The sequence below is a fragment of the Falsihalocynthiibacter arcticus genome, assembly GCF_000812665.2.
Taxonomy (GTDB): domain Bacteria; phylum Pseudomonadota; class Alphaproteobacteria; order Rhodobacterales; family Rhodobacteraceae; genus Falsihalocynthiibacter; species Falsihalocynthiibacter arcticus.
Genome location: NZ_CP014327.1, coordinates 2,173,576 through 2,191,278, shown reverse-complemented (window position 1 = coordinate 2,191,278; position 17,703 = coordinate 2,173,576). Strand labels below are relative to the sequence as shown.

At 53.3% G+C, this 17,703-nt stretch carries 16 protein-coding genes; 13 read left to right on the top strand and 3 right to left on the bottom strand.

The annotated features are described in order from the left end of the window. Window positions 1-79 precede the first annotated feature (79 nt). Window positions 80-475 (top strand): hypothetical protein, encoded by a 396-nt coding sequence (locus RC74_RS10895; RefSeq protein ID WP_062628210.1) that lies wholly within the window; start codon window positions 80-82, stop codon window positions 473-475. 362 nt (window positions 476-837) lie between these two features. Here the strand turns inward: RC74_RS10895 and RC74_RS10890 are convergent, their stop codons facing one another. Next, the gene (locus tag RC74_RS10890; protein WP_038999941.1) at window positions 838-1,932 is read right to left on the bottom strand and encodes a PQQ-dependent sugar dehydrogenase; all 1,095 of its coding nucleotides are present in this window, start codon (window positions 1,930-1,932) and stop codon (window positions 838-840) included. An 800-nt stretch (window positions 1,933-2,732) separates the two neighbouring features. Here RC74_RS10890 and RC74_RS10885 point away from each other — a divergent pair. Both RC74_RS10885 and RC74_RS10875 read left to right on the top strand, forming a co-directional pair. Continuing rightward, a complete protein-coding gene (locus RC74_RS10885; protein WP_236939910.1) occupies window positions 2,733-4,532 on the top strand; it encodes a PHA/PHB synthase family protein in 1,800 nt (599 codons plus the stop codon). A 508-nt stretch (window positions 4,533-5,040) separates the two neighbouring features. Next, window positions 5,041-6,915 (top strand): plasmid recombination protein, encoded by a 1,875-nt coding sequence (locus tag RC74_RS10875; RefSeq protein ID WP_038999945.1) that lies wholly within the window; start codon window positions 5,041-5,043, stop codon window positions 6,913-6,915. 118 nt (window positions 6,916-7,033) lie between these two features. Here RC74_RS10875 and RC74_RS21710 read toward each other — a convergent pair whose 3' ends face one another. Then, complete coding sequence (locus RC74_RS21710) at window positions 7,034-7,210, bottom strand: hypothetical protein (protein WP_082802251.1); 177 nt, start codon at window positions 7,208-7,210, stop codon at window positions 7,034-7,036. Between the two features lie 136 nt (window positions 7,211-7,346). Here RC74_RS21710 and RC74_RS10870 point away from each other — a divergent pair, with 136 nt between their 5' ends. From RC74_RS10870 to RC74_RS10845, 4 genes are all read left to right on the top strand, one after another. Next, on the top strand, window positions 7,347-7,871 hold the full coding sequence (locus RC74_RS10870; RefSeq protein ID WP_038999946.1) for a hypothetical protein: 525 nt from the start codon (window positions 7,347-7,349) through the stop codon (window positions 7,869-7,871). Window positions 7,872-8,002: 131 nt separating this feature from the next. Beyond that, complete coding sequence (locus RC74_RS10865) at window positions 8,003-8,941, top strand: GIY-YIG nuclease family protein (RefSeq protein WP_236939909.1); 939 nt, start codon at window positions 8,003-8,005, stop codon at window positions 8,939-8,941. Between the two features lie 1,010 nt (window positions 8,942-9,951). Next, on the top strand, window positions 9,952-11,124 hold the full coding sequence (locus RC74_RS10855) for an AAA family ATPase (protein ID WP_082802250.1): 1,173 nt from the start codon (window positions 9,952-9,954) through the stop codon (window positions 11,122-11,124). Between the two features lie 760 nt (window positions 11,125-11,884). After that, window positions 11,885-12,169, top strand: coding sequence for a hypothetical protein (locus tag RC74_RS10845; RefSeq protein WP_156477450.1), 285 nt, complete (start codon window positions 11,885-11,887; stop codon window positions 12,167-12,169). Between the two features lie 37 nt (window positions 12,170-12,206). Here the strand turns inward: RC74_RS10845 and RC74_RS10840 are convergent, their stop codons facing one another. Further along, on the bottom strand, window positions 12,207-13,541 hold the full coding sequence (locus RC74_RS10840) for a site-specific integrase (RefSeq protein ID WP_039001029.1): 1,335 nt from the start codon (window positions 13,539-13,541) through the stop codon (window positions 12,207-12,209). 305 nt (window positions 13,542-13,846) lie between these two features. On the opposite strand from RC74_RS10840, the gene RC74_RS10835 reads away from it, so the two are divergent. From RC74_RS10835 to RC74_RS10815, 6 genes are all read left to right on the top strand, one after another. Further along, a complete protein-coding gene (locus RC74_RS10835; RefSeq protein WP_039001030.1) occupies window positions 13,847-15,046 on the top strand; it encodes a tyrosine-type recombinase/integrase in 1,200 nt (399 codons plus the stop codon). Continuing rightward, window positions 15,039-15,722, top strand: a complete 684-nt coding sequence (locus RC74_RS10830; RefSeq protein WP_039001031.1) for a hypothetical protein — start codon at window positions 15,039-15,041, stop codon at window positions 15,720-15,722. The genes RC74_RS10835 and RC74_RS10830 overlap by 8 nt, the downstream gene beginning before the upstream one ends. An 89-nt stretch (window positions 15,723-15,811) precedes the next feature. Beyond that, window positions 15,812-15,997, top strand: a complete 186-nt coding sequence (locus tag RC74_RS10825; protein WP_039001032.1) for a helix-turn-helix transcriptional regulator — start codon at window positions 15,812-15,814, stop codon at window positions 15,995-15,997. Window positions 15,998-16,103: 106 nt separating this feature from the next. Then, complete coding sequence (locus RC74_RS10820; RefSeq protein WP_039001033.1) at window positions 16,104-16,415, top strand: winged helix domain-containing protein; 312 nt, start codon at window positions 16,104-16,106, stop codon at window positions 16,413-16,415. Next, window positions 16,412-16,543, top strand: a complete 132-nt coding sequence (locus tag RC74_RS23385; protein WP_257722121.1) for a hypothetical protein — start codon at window positions 16,412-16,414, stop codon at window positions 16,541-16,543. Before RC74_RS10820 ends, RC74_RS23385 begins: the two co-directional genes overlap by 4 nt. After that, window positions 16,533-16,958 (top strand): hypothetical protein, encoded by a 426-nt coding sequence (locus RC74_RS10815; RefSeq protein WP_039001034.1) that lies wholly within the window; start codon window positions 16,533-16,535, stop codon window positions 16,956-16,958. Before RC74_RS23385 ends, RC74_RS10815 begins: the two co-directional genes overlap by 11 nt. Window positions 16,959-17,703 lie beyond the last annotated feature (745 nt).

Sequence of the window (17,703 nt, the reverse complement as noted above, 5' to 3'; positions counted from 1 at the left end):
AATTAATCACACAAACGAACCAAAGCTCAAACTGCTCTGACGTCCAACGTTATCACTTAACCAGTAAGGGGGAAGAAACATGCCAAACGAAATTAGCATCACCAAAAGCGACGGCACCGTAGCAGGGCCCATGAAACAACCTCAAGCCGAAAGCTATATGTTGAATGTCATCAATGACATCAGTTTAAAATCCAATCTAACGCAGTCGTTGAATGATGTTTTTGACGACAAGGGCAAGGCAACCGGTCATTACGTTCACAATGGTCAAAAAATCAAGCATGCCTCGGCGGGTAAAACGGGGGCTGGCGCAAGTGTCAGCCTGTTTTGGACCCATGATCACAGTGGAATTAAAATTGTTGCGGCGGGTGAACACACCGTAAGCACCCCCAATTTGACAGAATATAAGCTTTGTTTTTACGGCCAAGCCTCTGGTCAAATGAAAAATGGCGCGACGGTATCCTTGGTTAAAAAATAGCCATGCACTAGATCTTTGACGATATTCTCGCCAGCGCTCTGACGTGTTCCTGTTGTTTGTTTCATGTTCCACTCCTCAGTGGTTATGATGAGCCAGTATTTTGGTATTCTCTTGCGCAATCAAAGCGCGATAATGTGATAGGGATCAGTTCCAGTGGAAAACATCAGGGCCAGCGATTATAAAGCGCCGCGTTCAAAGGCCGAAGACATGACGGCACTCAAACCGCCAAGCCAAAGCATCTGTTAAATTCACCTTGCTAAAAGGGCGCCATCCAGACATGACAACACCCTTAAAAGTCACAGTTCTTGTCGCGCCCGCACCCATCACCACAGCTCTAAAGCCGCTAAAACTGCAATGTTACGTCAGATAGGCGCCATGCGATAGATCGCCTTGCGGCCGACAGAAATGAACCAGATCGCCCCATCTGGAGCCTCCACAATATCGCGAACCCTTTCGGTTTCAGTGCTTTTCAACTGCTCTACTTCGCGTAAATTATCTCCTGCTAGGCGGGAAATGTAATCAAACTTCAAGCTGCCAACGAACAAATCGCCCCGCCATTGTGGCCATAGTTTCCCCGAATAAATCATCAACCCACTTGGAGCGATTGACGGATCCCAATAATGCGCGGGTTGCTCCATGCCAGCCTGTGCAGTGCCTTTCCCAATCTTCTCGCCCGAATAATGAACACCAAAAGAAATCACGGGCCAGCCATAGTTCGCGCCTTTCCGAATGGAATTGATTTCGTCTCCGCCTTGCGCGCCATGCTCGGCCGTCCATAGCGTTCCGTGCAAATCAAGGGCGCCGCCTTGTATATTTCGATGTCCATATGAATAAATCTCGGGGAGCGCTCCCGCCTGCCCGACAAACGGATTGTCCCGAGGTATCGACCCATCTCTATTAATCCGAATAAGTGAACCATGATGCAGAGTCAGGTCTTGGGCAGCTGACGCATCACCTCTTTCACCAAGCATAACGAATAATGTGCCATCTTCGGCCTCAACTATTCGGCTCCCGAAATGACGGCCACTATTTGATCCTCGATTCATCTGGAATAGATCACGAATATTGGAGAGCGTTCCCCCGTCTAAACTAAGTTGCCCAACAGCAACCGCAGTTCCCGCACCGCCGGACATTGCCTTGGAATAACTCAGAAAAACGTCTCGCGTTTGAGAGAAATTACGCGGTATCATAACGTCAAGTAAACCGCCCTGCCCCGATGCAACGACCCGCGGCACCCCTCTGACGTTCTTGGAAGCACCGTCGTTCACAAAGAGTAAATTACCCTCGCGCTCCGTGACGAGATACCCTCCATCCGGCAAAAACCCGATCGACCAAGGCTCATCAAGCCCCGTCACCATCGGTGTGAGTTCCACTTTGCCTGCGCTTGTCTGCACAAATTGTGCAGAAACAGCGCTCGCACCGAAAAGTATTGTGATTACAATCAAAATAGCGCGCATACTTACTCCCGTCGTTGAAAATCGCGTTGAAGACAATGTCAGACTGAACCGCCGAATAGGTCTCGATGCACTCTGTCCCAGAGTTGAAAGACAGTCTAATTCCTCGCAGAAACTCTAGCAGTTTAGTTTGATCGAACAAAGGACGGCGAGGTGAATTATGCGTGTAAGGTCTTGACCTGACGGCTTTCCAATACGCTGGATGCCAGCTTTGGTGTTGATGCGTTGGAGGAGGCTATCCCTCGATGCGGCAAGCCAGAGATAATGAATATGGACAGTCATATAATGGACACCAGTTCACGTAGCGCTCACAAGCGCACTCTGGACATCGCATAATTCGGCCAAGCGGAAACACGAAAAGCGGCATAAACTGAAACAAGACGCATCTTAGCCAAGCCGCAAAACTGTCCGAAAAAGCAGGACCTCTTCAGTCTTGGGCAGGACTATTTTCATGCATAGGTTTGCAAGGCCGCCCTGCACGCCTTTGCCGCTGCAAACGAAGCGCGTATGGAGGCCATATCCTCTGTGGGCGGCCAAATCGGGCGTGAGTTGGAAGAGTTTCAAGCAAAATTACGCCGTGTGCTACAAGAGGTCATCACAGTGAAATCATAGAAATGGGCACCGGCGCAGCGTCCGCGCAAGATAAAAAATGAGTTTGAGCGTACATTAACAAAGACGCGAGCAAAAAGGATTGCGACTAGAACGTCCGACACTGACTCAAATCAATGCTGCACGGCAGCAACGCGCCTAACGTCACGGCGAAGGGTGGGTTTTTCACGCCATCCCGTGAAGGAGATTCTACAGTGGCAGGCCCCAAGCTCATCACAGATAAAACGGCGCGAACCGTCACGCCTTCCCCGAAAAAAATCACCGAAGTGCCCCCTTCGGATCCAGTGAAAACCGCTCCGCCGACACCCTATGAAGCGCTTGATCGTATGGCACATGCGAGCGTTGCTAAGGCCACGGCGGGGCTTGCCCCGTCCGTGCTGGCGGAAGCTTGGATGGACTGGATGGTTCATTTCTCATCTTCGCCGGGCAAACAACTTCAGTTGATTGAAAAAGCGACGCAAAACATGCAGGCGCTTTGGGGCACTTGTCTTGGCGGCACTCCACCTGAAGCCGCGCCTGATCGACGGTTTTCTGGAGACGGTTGGCAGAAGTTTCCCTACAATGTCTGGTCGCAAGCCCACTTGCAAAATTGGCAATGGTGGCAGGACGCGATGACAGGGGTTCATAGTGTTTCGCCCGAGCATGAAAATCTGATGGCCTTCGTTGCTGGCACGATTGTCGATACAACCTCTCCGTCGAATTCGCCCCTCACCAATCCGGATGTGATCGCCGCGTCGCTGGATGAAAACGGTCAAAACCTCGTTCGGGGCGCCAAGAATTTTGCCGAAGATATCGGTCGCAAGGCCGGAAAGCTGCACAGCGAGGTTCCGCAACACTTTGAAGTTGGACGTAATCTGGCGGCCACCTCTGGCAAAGTCGTTTTCCGCAACAACCTGATCGAACTTATCCAATACTCCCCGACCACAGAAACCACGCACCCAGAGCCAATTCTGATCGTGCCCGCTTGGATCATGAAATACTATATTCTCGATCTCTCGGCCCAAAACTCGCTTGTCCGGTTCCTCGTCGCCCAAGGCTTCACCGTGTTCATGGTCTCTTGGAAAAACCCTGACGCCGAAGATCGTAATCTCGGTATGGAGGATTACCGGAAACTTGGCATTATGGAGGCCATAGACGCCGTCCAAGCGATCACGAAAGCTCCGAAAATCCACGCGGTCGGCTATTGCCTTGGTGGGACGCTTTTGTCGATTGCGACGGCGGCCATGGGGCGCGACAAGGATGATCGCCTTGCTTCGGTCACCTTCCTCGCCGCACAGGTTGATTTCACCGAAGCAGGGCCGTTGCGTCTGTTTATCAGCGATGCCGAAGTCACGCTGATTGAGGACATGATGGCGGAAAAGGGGTTTTTGACCTCCGACCAAATGGCGGGGGCCTTCGCGCTTTTGCGGGCCCGTGATCTGGTCTGGGCGCCAGTAATTCGCGACTATCTGCTTGGGCAACGCGGCGATGCGTTTGACCTTATGGCATGGAATGCCGACGCTACGCGGATGCCCGCCCGCATGCATTCGGAATATCTGCGCCATCTGTACCTCAACAATGATCTGGCCGAGGGGCGTTATCACGCGGGTAACAAAGCGATTGCAATTGCGGATATCCGCGCGCCTATCTTTGCCGTTGGCACCGAGGATGACCATGTCGCGCCTTGGAAATCCGTCTATAAACTGCACATATTTACCGATACGGATATGACCTTCGTGCTGACAAATGGCGGGCATAACGCAGGCATTGTCTCTGAACCGGGCCATGTGCATCGGCATTTCAGGATTGCCGACACGGCGGCGGATGCCGCCTATCGTGACCCTGAAGAATGGCTTGAAGAAACCACTCAAAAAGACGGTTCTTGGTGGACGGATTTTGCAGCATGGCTTGCCGCGCGGTCCAGAAAACGCGTGGCCCCACCCCCAACTGGCGCAGCTTCGGGCAAATATGCGGCGCAGGCCGACGCCCCCGGGACCTATGTAATGCAAAAATGAAACCGTTGGCAGGCAAAATTACCTTGGTGGTGGGGGGCGCGAATAGCCACTCCATCGCCACTGGGTGCGCACAGGCCTTTGCCGATGCCGGCGCTTAGGTTTCTTTGATCGTGAATAGACCAATCGATACATATCAAACGGGCAGTGAATCGGGCAATGATCGACATATCCCCATTGTATTACTAATCTTATAAGGCACAGAACATCAGAAATAAATGGCTGTGCATACTGGAAGCCATGGGCTTTAAATGCCGGTGAAAGAGCCCTGCCCTTTCACCGGCACCGGATCCAGCGTGGTCGCTGGTCGCAGCCTGCAATATCGGGCTTTGCCCATTTTGCAGACGAGAAGGGGTCAAGGGGGTATCCCCCTTGCGAGCTGTGAAGTTGTGGGGACCGCAACTTCGCTAGTGAGTATGGAAGCCATGCAGTCTGCAAATTTCGCAGGCGGGATTTTCTTTATTCTGTCGTAGAATCGGAAAAACACCGTAATCCGATCTATGAGGCCACCATGTCCATCCAGCCAAGCTTTGACAATGCCATTCCCGTAAACATACCTGTCGCCATGCCGCCTGCAGTTTTGCGTTTTGCACCTTTCAAGCCAAAACAACTCTCGCGGTTCAAGATGCATGATCGGCGCTCAGGTGGGGATCTCAGCCACATTGATTTGACGAAGAAGACCCTCAACAAAATCGAACATGGCTGCATGAATTGGATCCCCAAACTCAAGCGCCGCATCGCTCGTATGGCAAAGCGGAACTGTAAAAATGAAGTGCGCGCCCTTAAAGCAAAGGGACGGATTTCTGAAGCAAAACGGAGGCAAGCTGAAGGGGCAAAGTCACCCTGGCATGCCAATACAGACGCGCCGTTGCGGGAAGGTATTCTGACAGTTAACAAGTCTTGGTTTGGTGGAATTGGCGTGGATAAATGGGACCCGCTAAAAGTTGAGACCTTTCGCGCATACGCAATGGATTTTCTCCACTTATCTTTTCCCGGCAGCCAATTGCAATACTCCGCATCTCACAGCGATGAAGAGGCATTTCATATCCATTTCGTCATAGCAGCCTGGGACAGAAAGACCACGGGTAATCGCGGAGATCAAATTCAATTGCGCGCCGCAGCCAACCCTATTTTGCAAAGCTACGAACTGGCACAGGATTTGGTGGGCGCTCATTTTGAAAAGATCGGTATCACTCGCGGGGCACGGAGCGCTGAAGCGAGGCGGCAAGCGAAAGAGGCTGGGATGCCAGTTCCAGACAAACGGCGCCATGTCCCTCCATCAGAATATCGAGAGGAGGAGTGTCGGGAAGGGTGGGTCGAGGCTGAAGCCATCAAAAAGAGGACCGCAGAAGATTGTATTGTCGCAAGGAAGAAAACCCGGCAACGGGCCTCACGGTCTGAACGGGCGGCTCGGCGCAAAACACGTCAACAAGAAGCAAAGCTCGACACTTTTCGATCCCTAATTACAGATGCAAAGACTACATTGAGCGCCACCAGCACAGCTTGTAAAAAAGCCGAAACAGCTCGGGACGCGGCGATAGATACCGCAAAGCTGACTCTTGAGGGTGCTCGTGACACCGCCACCAAAACTGTTCGTAAATCGAGGGCGCGCGCGATCCGAGATGCCAATGCACGCAAGGTAGAAGCTGAACGGTTGTTCAATGCGTCTGAAGCAAAGCGTAAGGTTGAAGAATGCGCGGTGCAGGATGCCCGCAAAAACGCTTTGGGTGCGCAAACCTCATTTCTTTCGGCAGTCGAACAAGTGGGCCGCTGCGTCGAACAAGCCGAAACTGCGGCTAAAATAGTCGTCCGGGAACGCGACAATCTGACAACGGTAACGGCAGAATTGAAACAAGCCGAGACACTGCGTGACGCCGCAATTCACGACACTGAAGTGGCTCAAAAGGCCACCATCGCAGCGACGGGCTCCCGAAATGCACAACTGGCTGAGGCCGAGGACGCAAAGAAATCTCTGAAGGAGGCTGAAGCCGCAATGCGTTTAACTGAAGAGCGCGCGGACACGATTGCTGTCAAAACCGATGCATTGGAATATGGGCTTGAGTATGTTGCTAACGGCCTGCTCACTTATAGCTCGGCAACAGAGGACAAAGACGAACGTCTGGTCTTCACAAAATCAACCCCCACCGATCCTACGACGCACCAAAGCATTTATTCTCGCATACGGCCTGCCATGACAATCCTTGTCGACATTGGCCGTCTCATTTTCGACACGGTGCATGAGCTTCTGGCACGAGAGCGTGCTGTCATTGCACAAGACATTCAAACGCTGGACGAAATCCGCAAGGAGATGGGCATCGATGCCAATGAAAGCCTCGACACGCTGAAGGCGCGTTATGATGCAGAAAATGAGATGCCGAGCTTGTAGGAAGGAAATCGATAAAAATAAACCATGACCTCCAATCTACAACTTTGGGGCACAAGAACGCTCCACAGAGCCAGCGCACCGTTTAGCCTTTAGGACACTCAAACAGCCAGTGCCGCGATCAGAGTTCATCTGGTGTCAGGTGCCCATGTTCTTCAAGCCATTGTGTCAGAATGACCTCAGCCATCGAGGCAACCGATCTGCTATCTTTTTGAGCTGCTTTTTCCAGCGCCTCTTTTAAGCTTGGTGTTATGCGCAATCCCAAAGGGGCCGACTTAAGCTCGCGTTTGTTAGACAATGTTAGTAATCCGCTATTGACTTGTTGCTATCAACACAACATACTAACACTTACTAACAATTGCAATAGACGGAACCGCAGGGTGTTACGAGCACCCAACGATTCCTAACCATCATCAATCCTTAGGAGATCTCAGATGACTAAACACAGCCCTATCACGCCTTTTTCGGCGCATAAAGACCCGCGTCAAACACCGGCGCCCCTTACCTTCCCTCTTCTTCTCGCGCGTGTCGCAGATTTCATTGGCGCCGAACGCGATCTTGAAGGTGTTGGGCACAGCCAAGATCCGGCTTACCGCCTGTGGCTCCGCGATGCTGAACGCGCCCAAACCCGCCTCACGGATGGTTTGCGTCATTTTCACGCTCTGCCGAATGCGACCCTTTTCGATCAACCGCTGTTTCGCACGGCGCTGCTCATTGATGCCATGCTTGGTTGTGAAGAGCTTGGCGGGGCCCGTCGCCTGCACCAGGAGATGCACTTTGCATTCTTTTCGCAGTTTCAAATTGCTGGCATTGGCGCCATCGCCATGCAGCGCAATGCGATGTTGATCCAAGCGCGTCACTTGATGACGGCGCTGGTTGCATTGCCGTTGTTTGACTCTGCGCCAGAGGTTCTGGATGACAAGCGCGATCAAGACGAGCCTCCTGCGCCAGCCTTCTAATTAATCGATCCCCATTTTCTATCTAACGGATTGCCATCTTCCTTTTGGCAACGCGCACACCTGCGTCTGCAGCCCTGCGGCTGCGGCCCCCTCATATTGCATATCTTATTTTCTTATCTGGAGAGCATCCCATGAACACGATTTCCCATTCCCAAAACATGATGACCATTCAAAACACTCTGCTGCCCATCCACAAAGGCAGTTTGCAGCCGCATTGGATCGCGACGGCAAAATCGAAAGGCTTCGATATTGTGGCCCGCGTTGTTGATCGGCTGCACCTCGCCTTGCGCTGCCATCAGTGCGGCGCGCTCAATAAGGTGCGTCTCTTTACTTTGATGAACAGCCAGCCCAATTGTTCCGCGTGCATTGAACAGGTCTGGGCCTCAGATGCTGCGGCCGCTGGGCTGGAGTTTCTGAGCCGTGATCCCAAAAACCGTCACTACGGCCTCTATCGTGCAGCCTGTGGGCATCAGCTCCGTCGCCAATTCGAATTAATCAAACGCGTTGCCGCCTTGCAAACAGGCGTTCGCTGCGAGACATGCCATGCCGCCAGCGAGATCGGTGTGGCGCAAGCGCGGGGTTGGCATCTGCTTTGCCCCGATCCCGAGGGCGATCAGAACTATCGCCTCTACAAACATATGGATTGTGGTCACGAGCAGCGTGTGGCGCGCGTCAATATGCAAACAGGCCGCTTCGGTTGCGGGGGCTGCAGCGAAGACTGGGTTGCTGCGCCAAGCTTTCTCTACGCAATGTCCTTCACGCTCTCAAACGGGCGTGAGCTTGTGAAGCTCGGGTTTTCCCGCGATCCTGGCAGCCGTCTGCGGTATCAACTGCAGCGCGATATGGATATGCCCTGCGCCATTCTGCGTCAAATTCCCATGGCCACAGGGCAAGACGCCATTCGCCTAGAAAAGCGCCTGCACGCAAAACTGCTTCGCGAGCACGCAGATTGCGTCGTCGATCCCGCGAGCTATCGCACCCAGATCCGCGTCAAATCGGAGATTTACGACGCGCGGCTGACCAAGACCATTCTCGGTCATCTCGACAAGATCGAGGTGCAGGCCGCGTAAACGGCCCCGTCAGACTGCAAATTTAGGACAGATCCCGCGAGCGTACTGCTCGCGGGGCTTTTCCCCTCACTCTCTTACAGGGAGGGCTTCCCTATGCCCAATTCTAAAATCAACACTCCCGCTTGGAATGACTTCGCCAGCACGCTCATTGAGCGCCTGCGGCACCATCACGGCGCACCATCAGATGCCAGTCATACGCCTTCAGATCTCGACGAACTATTCACAAAGTTCGAGTCCGGCAAAGATGTCGAGCGCTTCGGGCAGGTCACCCGATCGCCATTGCGCTACGTTCCCGCCCGCCAGGTTCTGATCGCAATTCGTCTTGCTGCAACGTTCAAGTCGCCTACCGCCATAGACATTGCCCTGCAGTGCGGCGCGCTGACTGTGGTGCGGGACATTGGCGTCGTAGATCTCACAATACTCAAAGATGTTTTGAGTATCTGTTTTCCTCGGGCACCGTGGCAGATCCTCGCGCCTGACATCGTCGATGGAGCATTGAGTAAGAATGCACAAGCGCGCTTAGCTTCAGCCATCACAGACAGCTTCGATCTGATCGAACCCGTGCTGATCATGCAGACGCATGGCCTCTCGCTGCCCAAACATCTGACCGCCATGGTCCCGCCAGTCTTCCCAATGGCGCCGATCTGTGGCGATGTCCTTGCCACGCTGTTGCACTCTGGCCATCTGTCGGATCAAATCACCGATCCTGTCGCGTTGCGGGCTGCCCTGCCGCACGATGATGTCTTGTCGGGCCTTGAGACGGTCACGGCCTGCGCCGCCCTGCGCGCACCGACCCTGCAGGACGCCCTGATAAAGCTGAACGCCATCACCAAACGCGATGTCCATTCCACAGGGCCACGCTTGGAAGACATGACGGGCGACACTCTCGCCCTTTCGGCGGCGCGCCGGATTGTCGATGACCTCAAACTCTGGAAGGCCGGCAAAGCGGGCTGGGATGAGATCAGCCGCTCGCTCTTGCTCTACGGCCCCCCGGCACCGGAAAAACCTATTTGGCCCGTGCCGTCGGCAACAGCGCGGGGCTCTCCACTGTCAACGCCAGCTTTGGCGCATGGCAATCGGCGGGACATCTGGGCGATATGCTGCGCGAGATGCGGGCCAGTTTTGCTGAAGCACGACGCAATGCGCCCTGCGTTTTGATCATCGATGAGATCGACGCCGTGGGCTCGCGCGACAGTGATGATCGCCATGGATCAGGCTATCGTTTGCAAGTCATCAATGCATTTCTGGCAGAGTTAGACGCGATCTCGCGCGACGCGGGCGTCATTCTTATTGGCACCTCTAATCATGCGGACAAGATGGACCCTGCGGTATTGCGCGCCGGACGTATGGATCTGAAGGTGGCGGTGCCCCTGCCCGATGCAGGCGCGCTCTTGGCGATCCTGCGCCATCACTTGAGCGAAGACCTTGCAGACGCAGACCTGCAGACACTCGCCCGTCTTGCTCTTGGCAAAAGCGCTGCAGATATTGATGCTGCGATCCGTGCGGCGCGTTCTGATGCCCGTCACAGCGGCAAGCGGCTCACCCTTGCGATGCTGCAAGATCATCTCAACATCGACGCAGCTTCTGAGAATGGCGACCTCTTGTGGCGGATTGCGGTTCACGAGGCCGGACATGCAATCATGGCCGCCGCGCTCGGGCTGGGCCCGATCGACAGCATTCAGATTTCCAATGGGGGTGGAAAGATTGTGCGACAGTCGCCGCCGCACGAAGGTTTACTCTGGAACTTTGAAGCCGAGATTGCTTATTCGCTCGGGGGACGCGCTGCGGAACGCCTTGTGTTGGGCGCGGTGTCCGCAGGCGCAGGCGGTCCGACCAACTCAGATCTGGCCATTGCCACAAACTATGCAATCCAGATAGAAACGACGCTCGGCCTTGGTGTTGAGGGCCCTGTTTGGCACGCAGAACCAGAGGAAGCCTACCGTTCCACCCCAAACATTCGGGATCGTGTTCGCCAACGCATTGTTCGCGCAGAGAAGCGAGCTGGTACGATCCTGACGCAGCACCGCGACAGACTGGAAGCACTGGCGCGCGATCTTCTGCAGAAACGCTCGATGGGCGCGGCTGAGATCGAACCTTGGCTGCGCGAGGTGTTTCTCGCCACATTAACTGAAGGCGATGGATCACCAGCTCAGACGCCGCTAAAACCACCCAGCCCACCATAAACAAAGAGGTCGGAGTTCGCCGCCAATCCTATTGATAAACGTCCACATCAAAACGCTGCACAAAAAAACGGTAAGAGATAACCGTCAAAAGAGTCTGCTGTTCTGAGTCTAGAAAATGGTTGTCCTTGTAGTTTTGATTGTTGGTACATGAACCAATTGGAAAGCGGCGCGGTGTTCGTACGTCCACAGTATCGGCGACGATAACCACTCTGACGCAGGACGGAAACGACGCGCACCGTGGTCAACTTCGCACACCGTCAGAACCAGCGTCCTTCATCCAACGTCAGCAAGCCTGCGTTAATCACTTAGGTTTTCGATCCGGACCCAATGACCATCAAAGTCGCGGAAAATCGAATTTCATCTTTAAATAGGGCAGCACTGTCTTAGGAAATGATTGGCAGTTTTTGTATTTTTTTGTTTTCGGTTTTTTAAAGGAGGTGCGTTTTTCTGTTTCTTCAAAGGAAGAGAGGTGAATTTTTTTCTGTTTTTGAAAAGAAGAAAGGTAACGGCTTTTTTAGATTCTTGGTTTTGGAGTTTTTATAGTGATTTTTTTGCTTTCCCACTGCTTCTTTCCTTTTGAAAAACTTTTTCCAACACCTTGTTTATCCCCAAAAAAGAAACATCCCGCCTCTTTATCTCCACCTATGAGGTCCGCCCATGCCCTATATTCTTGATCAGACGGCTGGAGAACACTTCAGCATCAAACTCATCAATATAGACCGTCCGGCGCTGCGCCGGAACGGGCGGGAGACCTCGGCCAATGGCACGGGACCAGAAGAGACATGCAAGCGACAAGGAGGTGGCAGGAGTGCCGCCCGTCGCTGCCGCTGTGTCTTCTGGCGGCTCGCCTTACGAAGTCGATCAAACGCTATCGCAAACACAACTGCGCATAATGTCCTGCCTTCAAGTCATCGCCATGCTTCTTGAGAAAAACGATGCCTATTTGCCGATTTTTCTTCGGCTGGAAAAGGAGCTCGAGATCGAGAAAGCGAAGCGCGACACGATTGAGCGCGCGCGGCGCTATCTGCCCCGCCTGCCACATTAGCACTATAGACGACTTGTAAATCAGCCGAGTTCGGCCCCTAGGCGAGGTGCCCGGGAACCGGCAACATGACTTCTTGCGCGATGCGAAGTCGCTCAGATAACCCCATTTCATCGCCGTAAACCTCACGACCGCGGCGCGCTTTGAGCGAGTGTCCCATCAGCTCCCCTCGGTCATCCATTTCATAGCCCGCACGCTTCATGCGGCCTTCCCAACTGTGCCGTGTACCGCCAATCGTGACGCCTTCAGGCAACAAACTATTGCTGCGCAAATACTTGTTTACCGCTGCGCTGTAGTTGCTCTTATTGCGGTATTTCGGAAAGCCCGCTGGATGCCTCTTGGCCGCAGCCAAAGCCACGCCGACCAGAGGTATTTCCCTATGCGACGGCAAGTTTTTAACTTCGCGGCGCTCTGCAGGATCGTCCGAAAGCTCATGCGCGATACGCAAATGAGGAATAGGGCTTGTCAGGCGCATTGCTGACGCCGGCAGATTATAAATCTCATTCTGACGGCATCCTGTTTCGATCGACATTAACAAAATGTCCCGCGCCTCATCATTCAGGCCATCCAACGCATCTGGCGCGAACCATTTGTCGACAATCCAATCCACAGGCACTTCGCGTTTCTGCGACGGCTTTGCGTGGCGATCTTGAATCGAGACGCCTGCATAGGGGCGCGGCGGGTCGTCATGTTCAAGCTCATCATAAAAGCGCGTCAGCATACCAGATATATAGTTGAAGTCCTTGTTCGCCGTCGTTGCAGACTGGCCCTCTTTGGCGATGCGGGCCAGCCACCATCGCTTATGTTTACGCGCTTGCGCCGTTCCAACAGTGGCAACGTTTAGGTCTTCTCCAAGGGCCGATATCAAATTGTTTACCGCCCGCAGACGCGGCGAGCGCCACAAGCGCAATTGTTCGCTGTTTTTAAAACGATTGTCATGAGCCGCAAGCGTTTCGACAAGTTCTACGATGCCAGACAGTCGTAATTGCGGCGCTTCGACCGCCCCTAAAAGAGCCGATGCGGCCACCTCGTCAGGCGCTCCATCGGCAGCCTGCGTCGCCTCAACGCGCTGTAAAACCTCATTCAACGGCGCCTGTGAGACCTTATCGATCGATAAAAATTGAAATCCCCTCAGAGCCGCCAACTGTTGCGCGGCGCGAAACTTCTCTGCCGCATCGCCATCCCGCCCTGCGAGAAGCGCTTCCCAGCCTTCGATATACGACAACCACACCCCAGCAGTTTTTTGCACGGCAACACTATAGGAATCGGTTTTGAGACTGCCCCAAACAACGGGCCGCAGCTCAACAGACGCATACCTTTTAGGGACCCGCCGCTTTAGATACCAAGTCGTTCCACGCAAGACAGGTTTTGACATACTGATACCCCCACAGTTCGCATTTGTAATGCAAAATGTGGTGCAAAATGGGTAGCAAATCAAGGGAGGTGAGATAGCAAAGGCAGTCAAATCGCATTTAAGCCACTGATTTCATGCAAAAAAAAATTTACGCACGAAATATAATGGCGGAGGAGCAGTCCGCCGATAGGTGTTCCAGATAGATCCAGTAAACTACAAATACTCCATATTTCACAGTGGATTAAAGTGTATTTACTTTCCGACAAGTTCCGACATAATCCTATCCAATCCCCCACCTTCTGGGGGACAAATTGGGGGATAAGATAATGGCGGAGGCATCACTACGCAGGCCAGAGAAGGCACTCACAGCCCAATTCGTCAAAACCGTAAAAGACGCTGGCAAGTATTTCGACGGTCAAGGCTTATTCCTACGCGTGCAATCGAATGGTTCTAAGCAATGGGTACAACGCATCACCATACGAGGTAAGCGTTGTGAGTTGGGACTTGGCAACCCGTCACTGGTTCCCCTCTCGGAAGCGCGACAGCACGCCATAGACAACCGCAGGCTGGCCCGCAGCGGTGGTGACCCCATGCAAGCCAAGAGAGAGGCACAAGCAGCTCTGACGTTCGCGGAGGCTTCACAGCGGGTCTACGAGTTGCACCGCCCGACATGGCGTAATGAAAAACATTCAAAGCAATTCATCAGCACACTCGAAACCTACGCCTTCCCCCGTATCGGCAAAATCAAGGTCGCAGATGTTAGCACCGCCGATGTGCTGGCGGTCTTGTCTCCTATCTGGACAACAAAACCTGAAACTGCGCGGCGGGTTAAGCAGCGCCTTGGGATGGTCCTGAAATGGGCCGTGGCGCAAGGCTGGCGACAAGACAACCCCGCAGAGGCAATCAACCAAGCCCTTCCCAAACACGACCGCACTAGCGCCCAGCGCAAGGCGTTACCCTATCAAGACGTTGCAAATTGCATTGCTACCGTCCAACTCTCTAACGCTGGCATCGCCACGAAGTTGGCATTTGAATTGCTAGTCCTGACCGCGACCCGTTCTGGCGAAGTGCGCAATGCGGTCTGGTCAGAGTTTGATCTGGAAAAAGGTGAATGGATTATTCCCGCGTCACGGATGAAGGCGAAGAAAGAGCATCGCATCCCTCTTTGTTGGCGCGCCCTCGAATTGCTTGAACAAGCCAAAGCGCTTGGCGAATCGGGTCTGGTTTTTGAAGGCACCAAGCGCGGTAAAGCCTTAAGTGACGCCACCATGTCCAAGCTAGTCAAAGAGTTGGGTTATGACGTGGATATTCATGGGTTCCGAACATCATTCCGCACATGGACCCAAGAACAAACCAACTTCCCCCGAGAAGTCGCAGAGTCAGCTTTGGCCCATAGCCTCAAAGACAAAGCAGAGGCCGCATATGCGCGGTCTGATCTATTTGAGAAGCGGCGCATGATGATGGATGCATGGGCGGGTTTCTTGGCGTTGGATGGATCTGCGAAAGTGGTGCCGCTGAATGGGTAAAAGATACAGCGACCATGACATTGGCGACAATGGACCATCTGACGAATATTGGGAAACGGTCTTTGGCGAAATTGGCGAAATCCTTTATAGTCACTTTTTGACCGAGCTGGCAGACGCAGACCTTGTTGAAGAGGCTGAAAAATTTTGGTCGAAAATATTCTTATTTGCCCACAAACCCCATGCAGGTGCGCGAGATTTGAAGGCACTGGAAAGGCTAGCTGAACTCTTACATGAAATTGAAACACTAGAAATTTCTGAGTTTGTGCGTGACAGACTTAGCATTTGGTCTTCATCGTACACCGACTTCTCAAAGAGAGAGCGGCCGCTTGGTTGGTCTGCAACCCAAACCGCGACCCCATATGACGCTTATTATTGCCTATTTGATATGCACAAGCTTTTGAGCAAGCCGATAGAGAATACTCGCAGCTACATAATATCAGAGCATGACCCCAGATCAAAGACAAACGCCACCAACTGGAAGAGCGTCGACGCCATTCGCGGATGCCTTTCTTACTGGAATGAAACGAAGGCAGTCGATAGGCGCTTCGGCCACCCAAAGCTTGAAACCAAATTTGGGCAATTTGTGAATGATATTTGGTCATACTTCGAGATAGAGGGAAGCCCCCACAGTGCAATGAATGCGCTAAAGAGATTTGAAGGGAACACCAAGGCATGAAAGAACATGCTTGGTGTCTCCATCCTTGTTGGTGAACTTAAAAATCAGCTCATTTAGGTTGTTCCTGTAGAAACAGATAGGGAACAGATATGGCAGACAATATCCTAAGACGCACACAGGTCGAAAAGCGCATCGGACTTTCGCGCTCGACGCTTTATGTCATGATTGCAGAGGGAACATTCCCCAAGCCAATCCGCATCGGCAAACGCGCCGTTGGCTGGACTGAATCCAGCTTGGCCGCTTGGGTCGCATCCAAGCAGGCGGACGCGGCATAAAGTAAACCCGCGCCGCCAACTAAGGGGACACGGGCATACGGTCTCGACAGCCAAACCCTACGTCCTCTCCCTTCAAAATACAACTCTTAGAAGAGAGGAATTGAGCATGGCTCAAAACAATATCGGCTGGCCTGACGCCACCTTCATCATCACCCCCACAGAGGGACACCCGTTCACCATCACAGTCAAAGGCCGTGACCGCTGGGCGCTCGAACAACTGGCACAAGCAGGCATCAAGGGATGCACTCCGATAAACAATCCCGCGCCACGTTGGAGCGCCTACATCTTCAACCTGCGCGGCATGGGCGTCCCTATCATCACCCACACAGAGGCACACGAAGGCCCATTCAAGGGGACGCACGCACGCTATAAGTTGCTTGCCACCATTACCCCTTCCGCCAAGGGAGAAGCCGCATGAAGTGCCACATTTACAACCCCGCACCGCCCAGCGCCTTGGCAAAGGAAATCAAGCGGCGTTCCCGCGTAGGCACTGCCTTGGCACAAGTCAAAGCGGATCTGTTCACAGGTGCAATCTATGGCGACTAAATCCTATAAATGGCAAAAAAGGGGAAAGGGGGCTGGGCGTCACGTCCAGCTTCCCGAATGGGTCCAAGCCACAGAGGCCTGGTCTACAATGAAACCCGCGCCGAGGGCGCTCTACATCGAGCTCAAACGCCGTTTCAATGGCGTGAATAACAGCGCAATTATTCTAAGCCACAGGGACGCGGCAAAGGCTTTGAACGTGCATCGCAACACCATCGGTGGATTGTTCGACACCCTGCAGGAGCGCGGCTTCATCCGCATGACTCAAGCGCCACACCTTGGCCCATCAGGCATTGGCCGCGCATCTGTTTGGGCGCTCGAAGAGGTTCCTCTACGCGAAGGCCAACCCGCACCAATGAGCTTTGCACGCTGGAACAAAACAAAACCCCCGCATAAAAATCAGGACAAGGTGGCATAACTGGCGTGACAGTTGCTGATCGAGCACCCTGACAGAACTTCAAACTGGCATAAAATCTGTGACGCGCTGGGCAATATTGGCCTTTGTCGCGTCACAAATATCAGGACATATATACATCTAAGCCATAGGCAGGGGTAGAGTTGTGAGAACTAGTAGTCAGCGCTACGAATCTCGCATGCCTTAAACCGCAACAGGTAAAGTTTAGAGGCGCACCCCAAGGGGGTGGTCATATCTCTAAGCACTGCGCTGACGGACCGCATGGGATAGGAAAATTCACGCACAGGCAGTTGAAAGGTAAAAAGTCAGTTTCCGCCTTTCGTGCAGTTGGGGGAGATTCTCTGAATTGTGGTCAGCTCTAAATACCAGCCCATATCGGTCCCTAGATTACGCCGCTATAAGCTTTTCACTGCCCCCTCGCGCGTGCGCGTGCGCGAGAAAGCTGTGTTAGCACTCACGGCGGGCTTCCCATGACGGTCCCTGAATTTGACTTCTAGAACTTCGGAGCGCCCCCACCCCCCCCTTTTTTGCACAACGTAAACATAGCGCACGCGGAAACTGCGCGGGTATTCAGGTTTGAAGATAGCGGCTTTTAACGGAGGGGGGTTTTAAACGCAGCGCATGGGCACAAAGGGACCGTGCTAGGTTATGCGTTTGCAATAAATGTAGGCGCTCAACAGGGGTACGGGCAAGCAAACGAGCAAATCAATCTGGGGGATATAATGGGGGATGAAATCAACGCAACCTC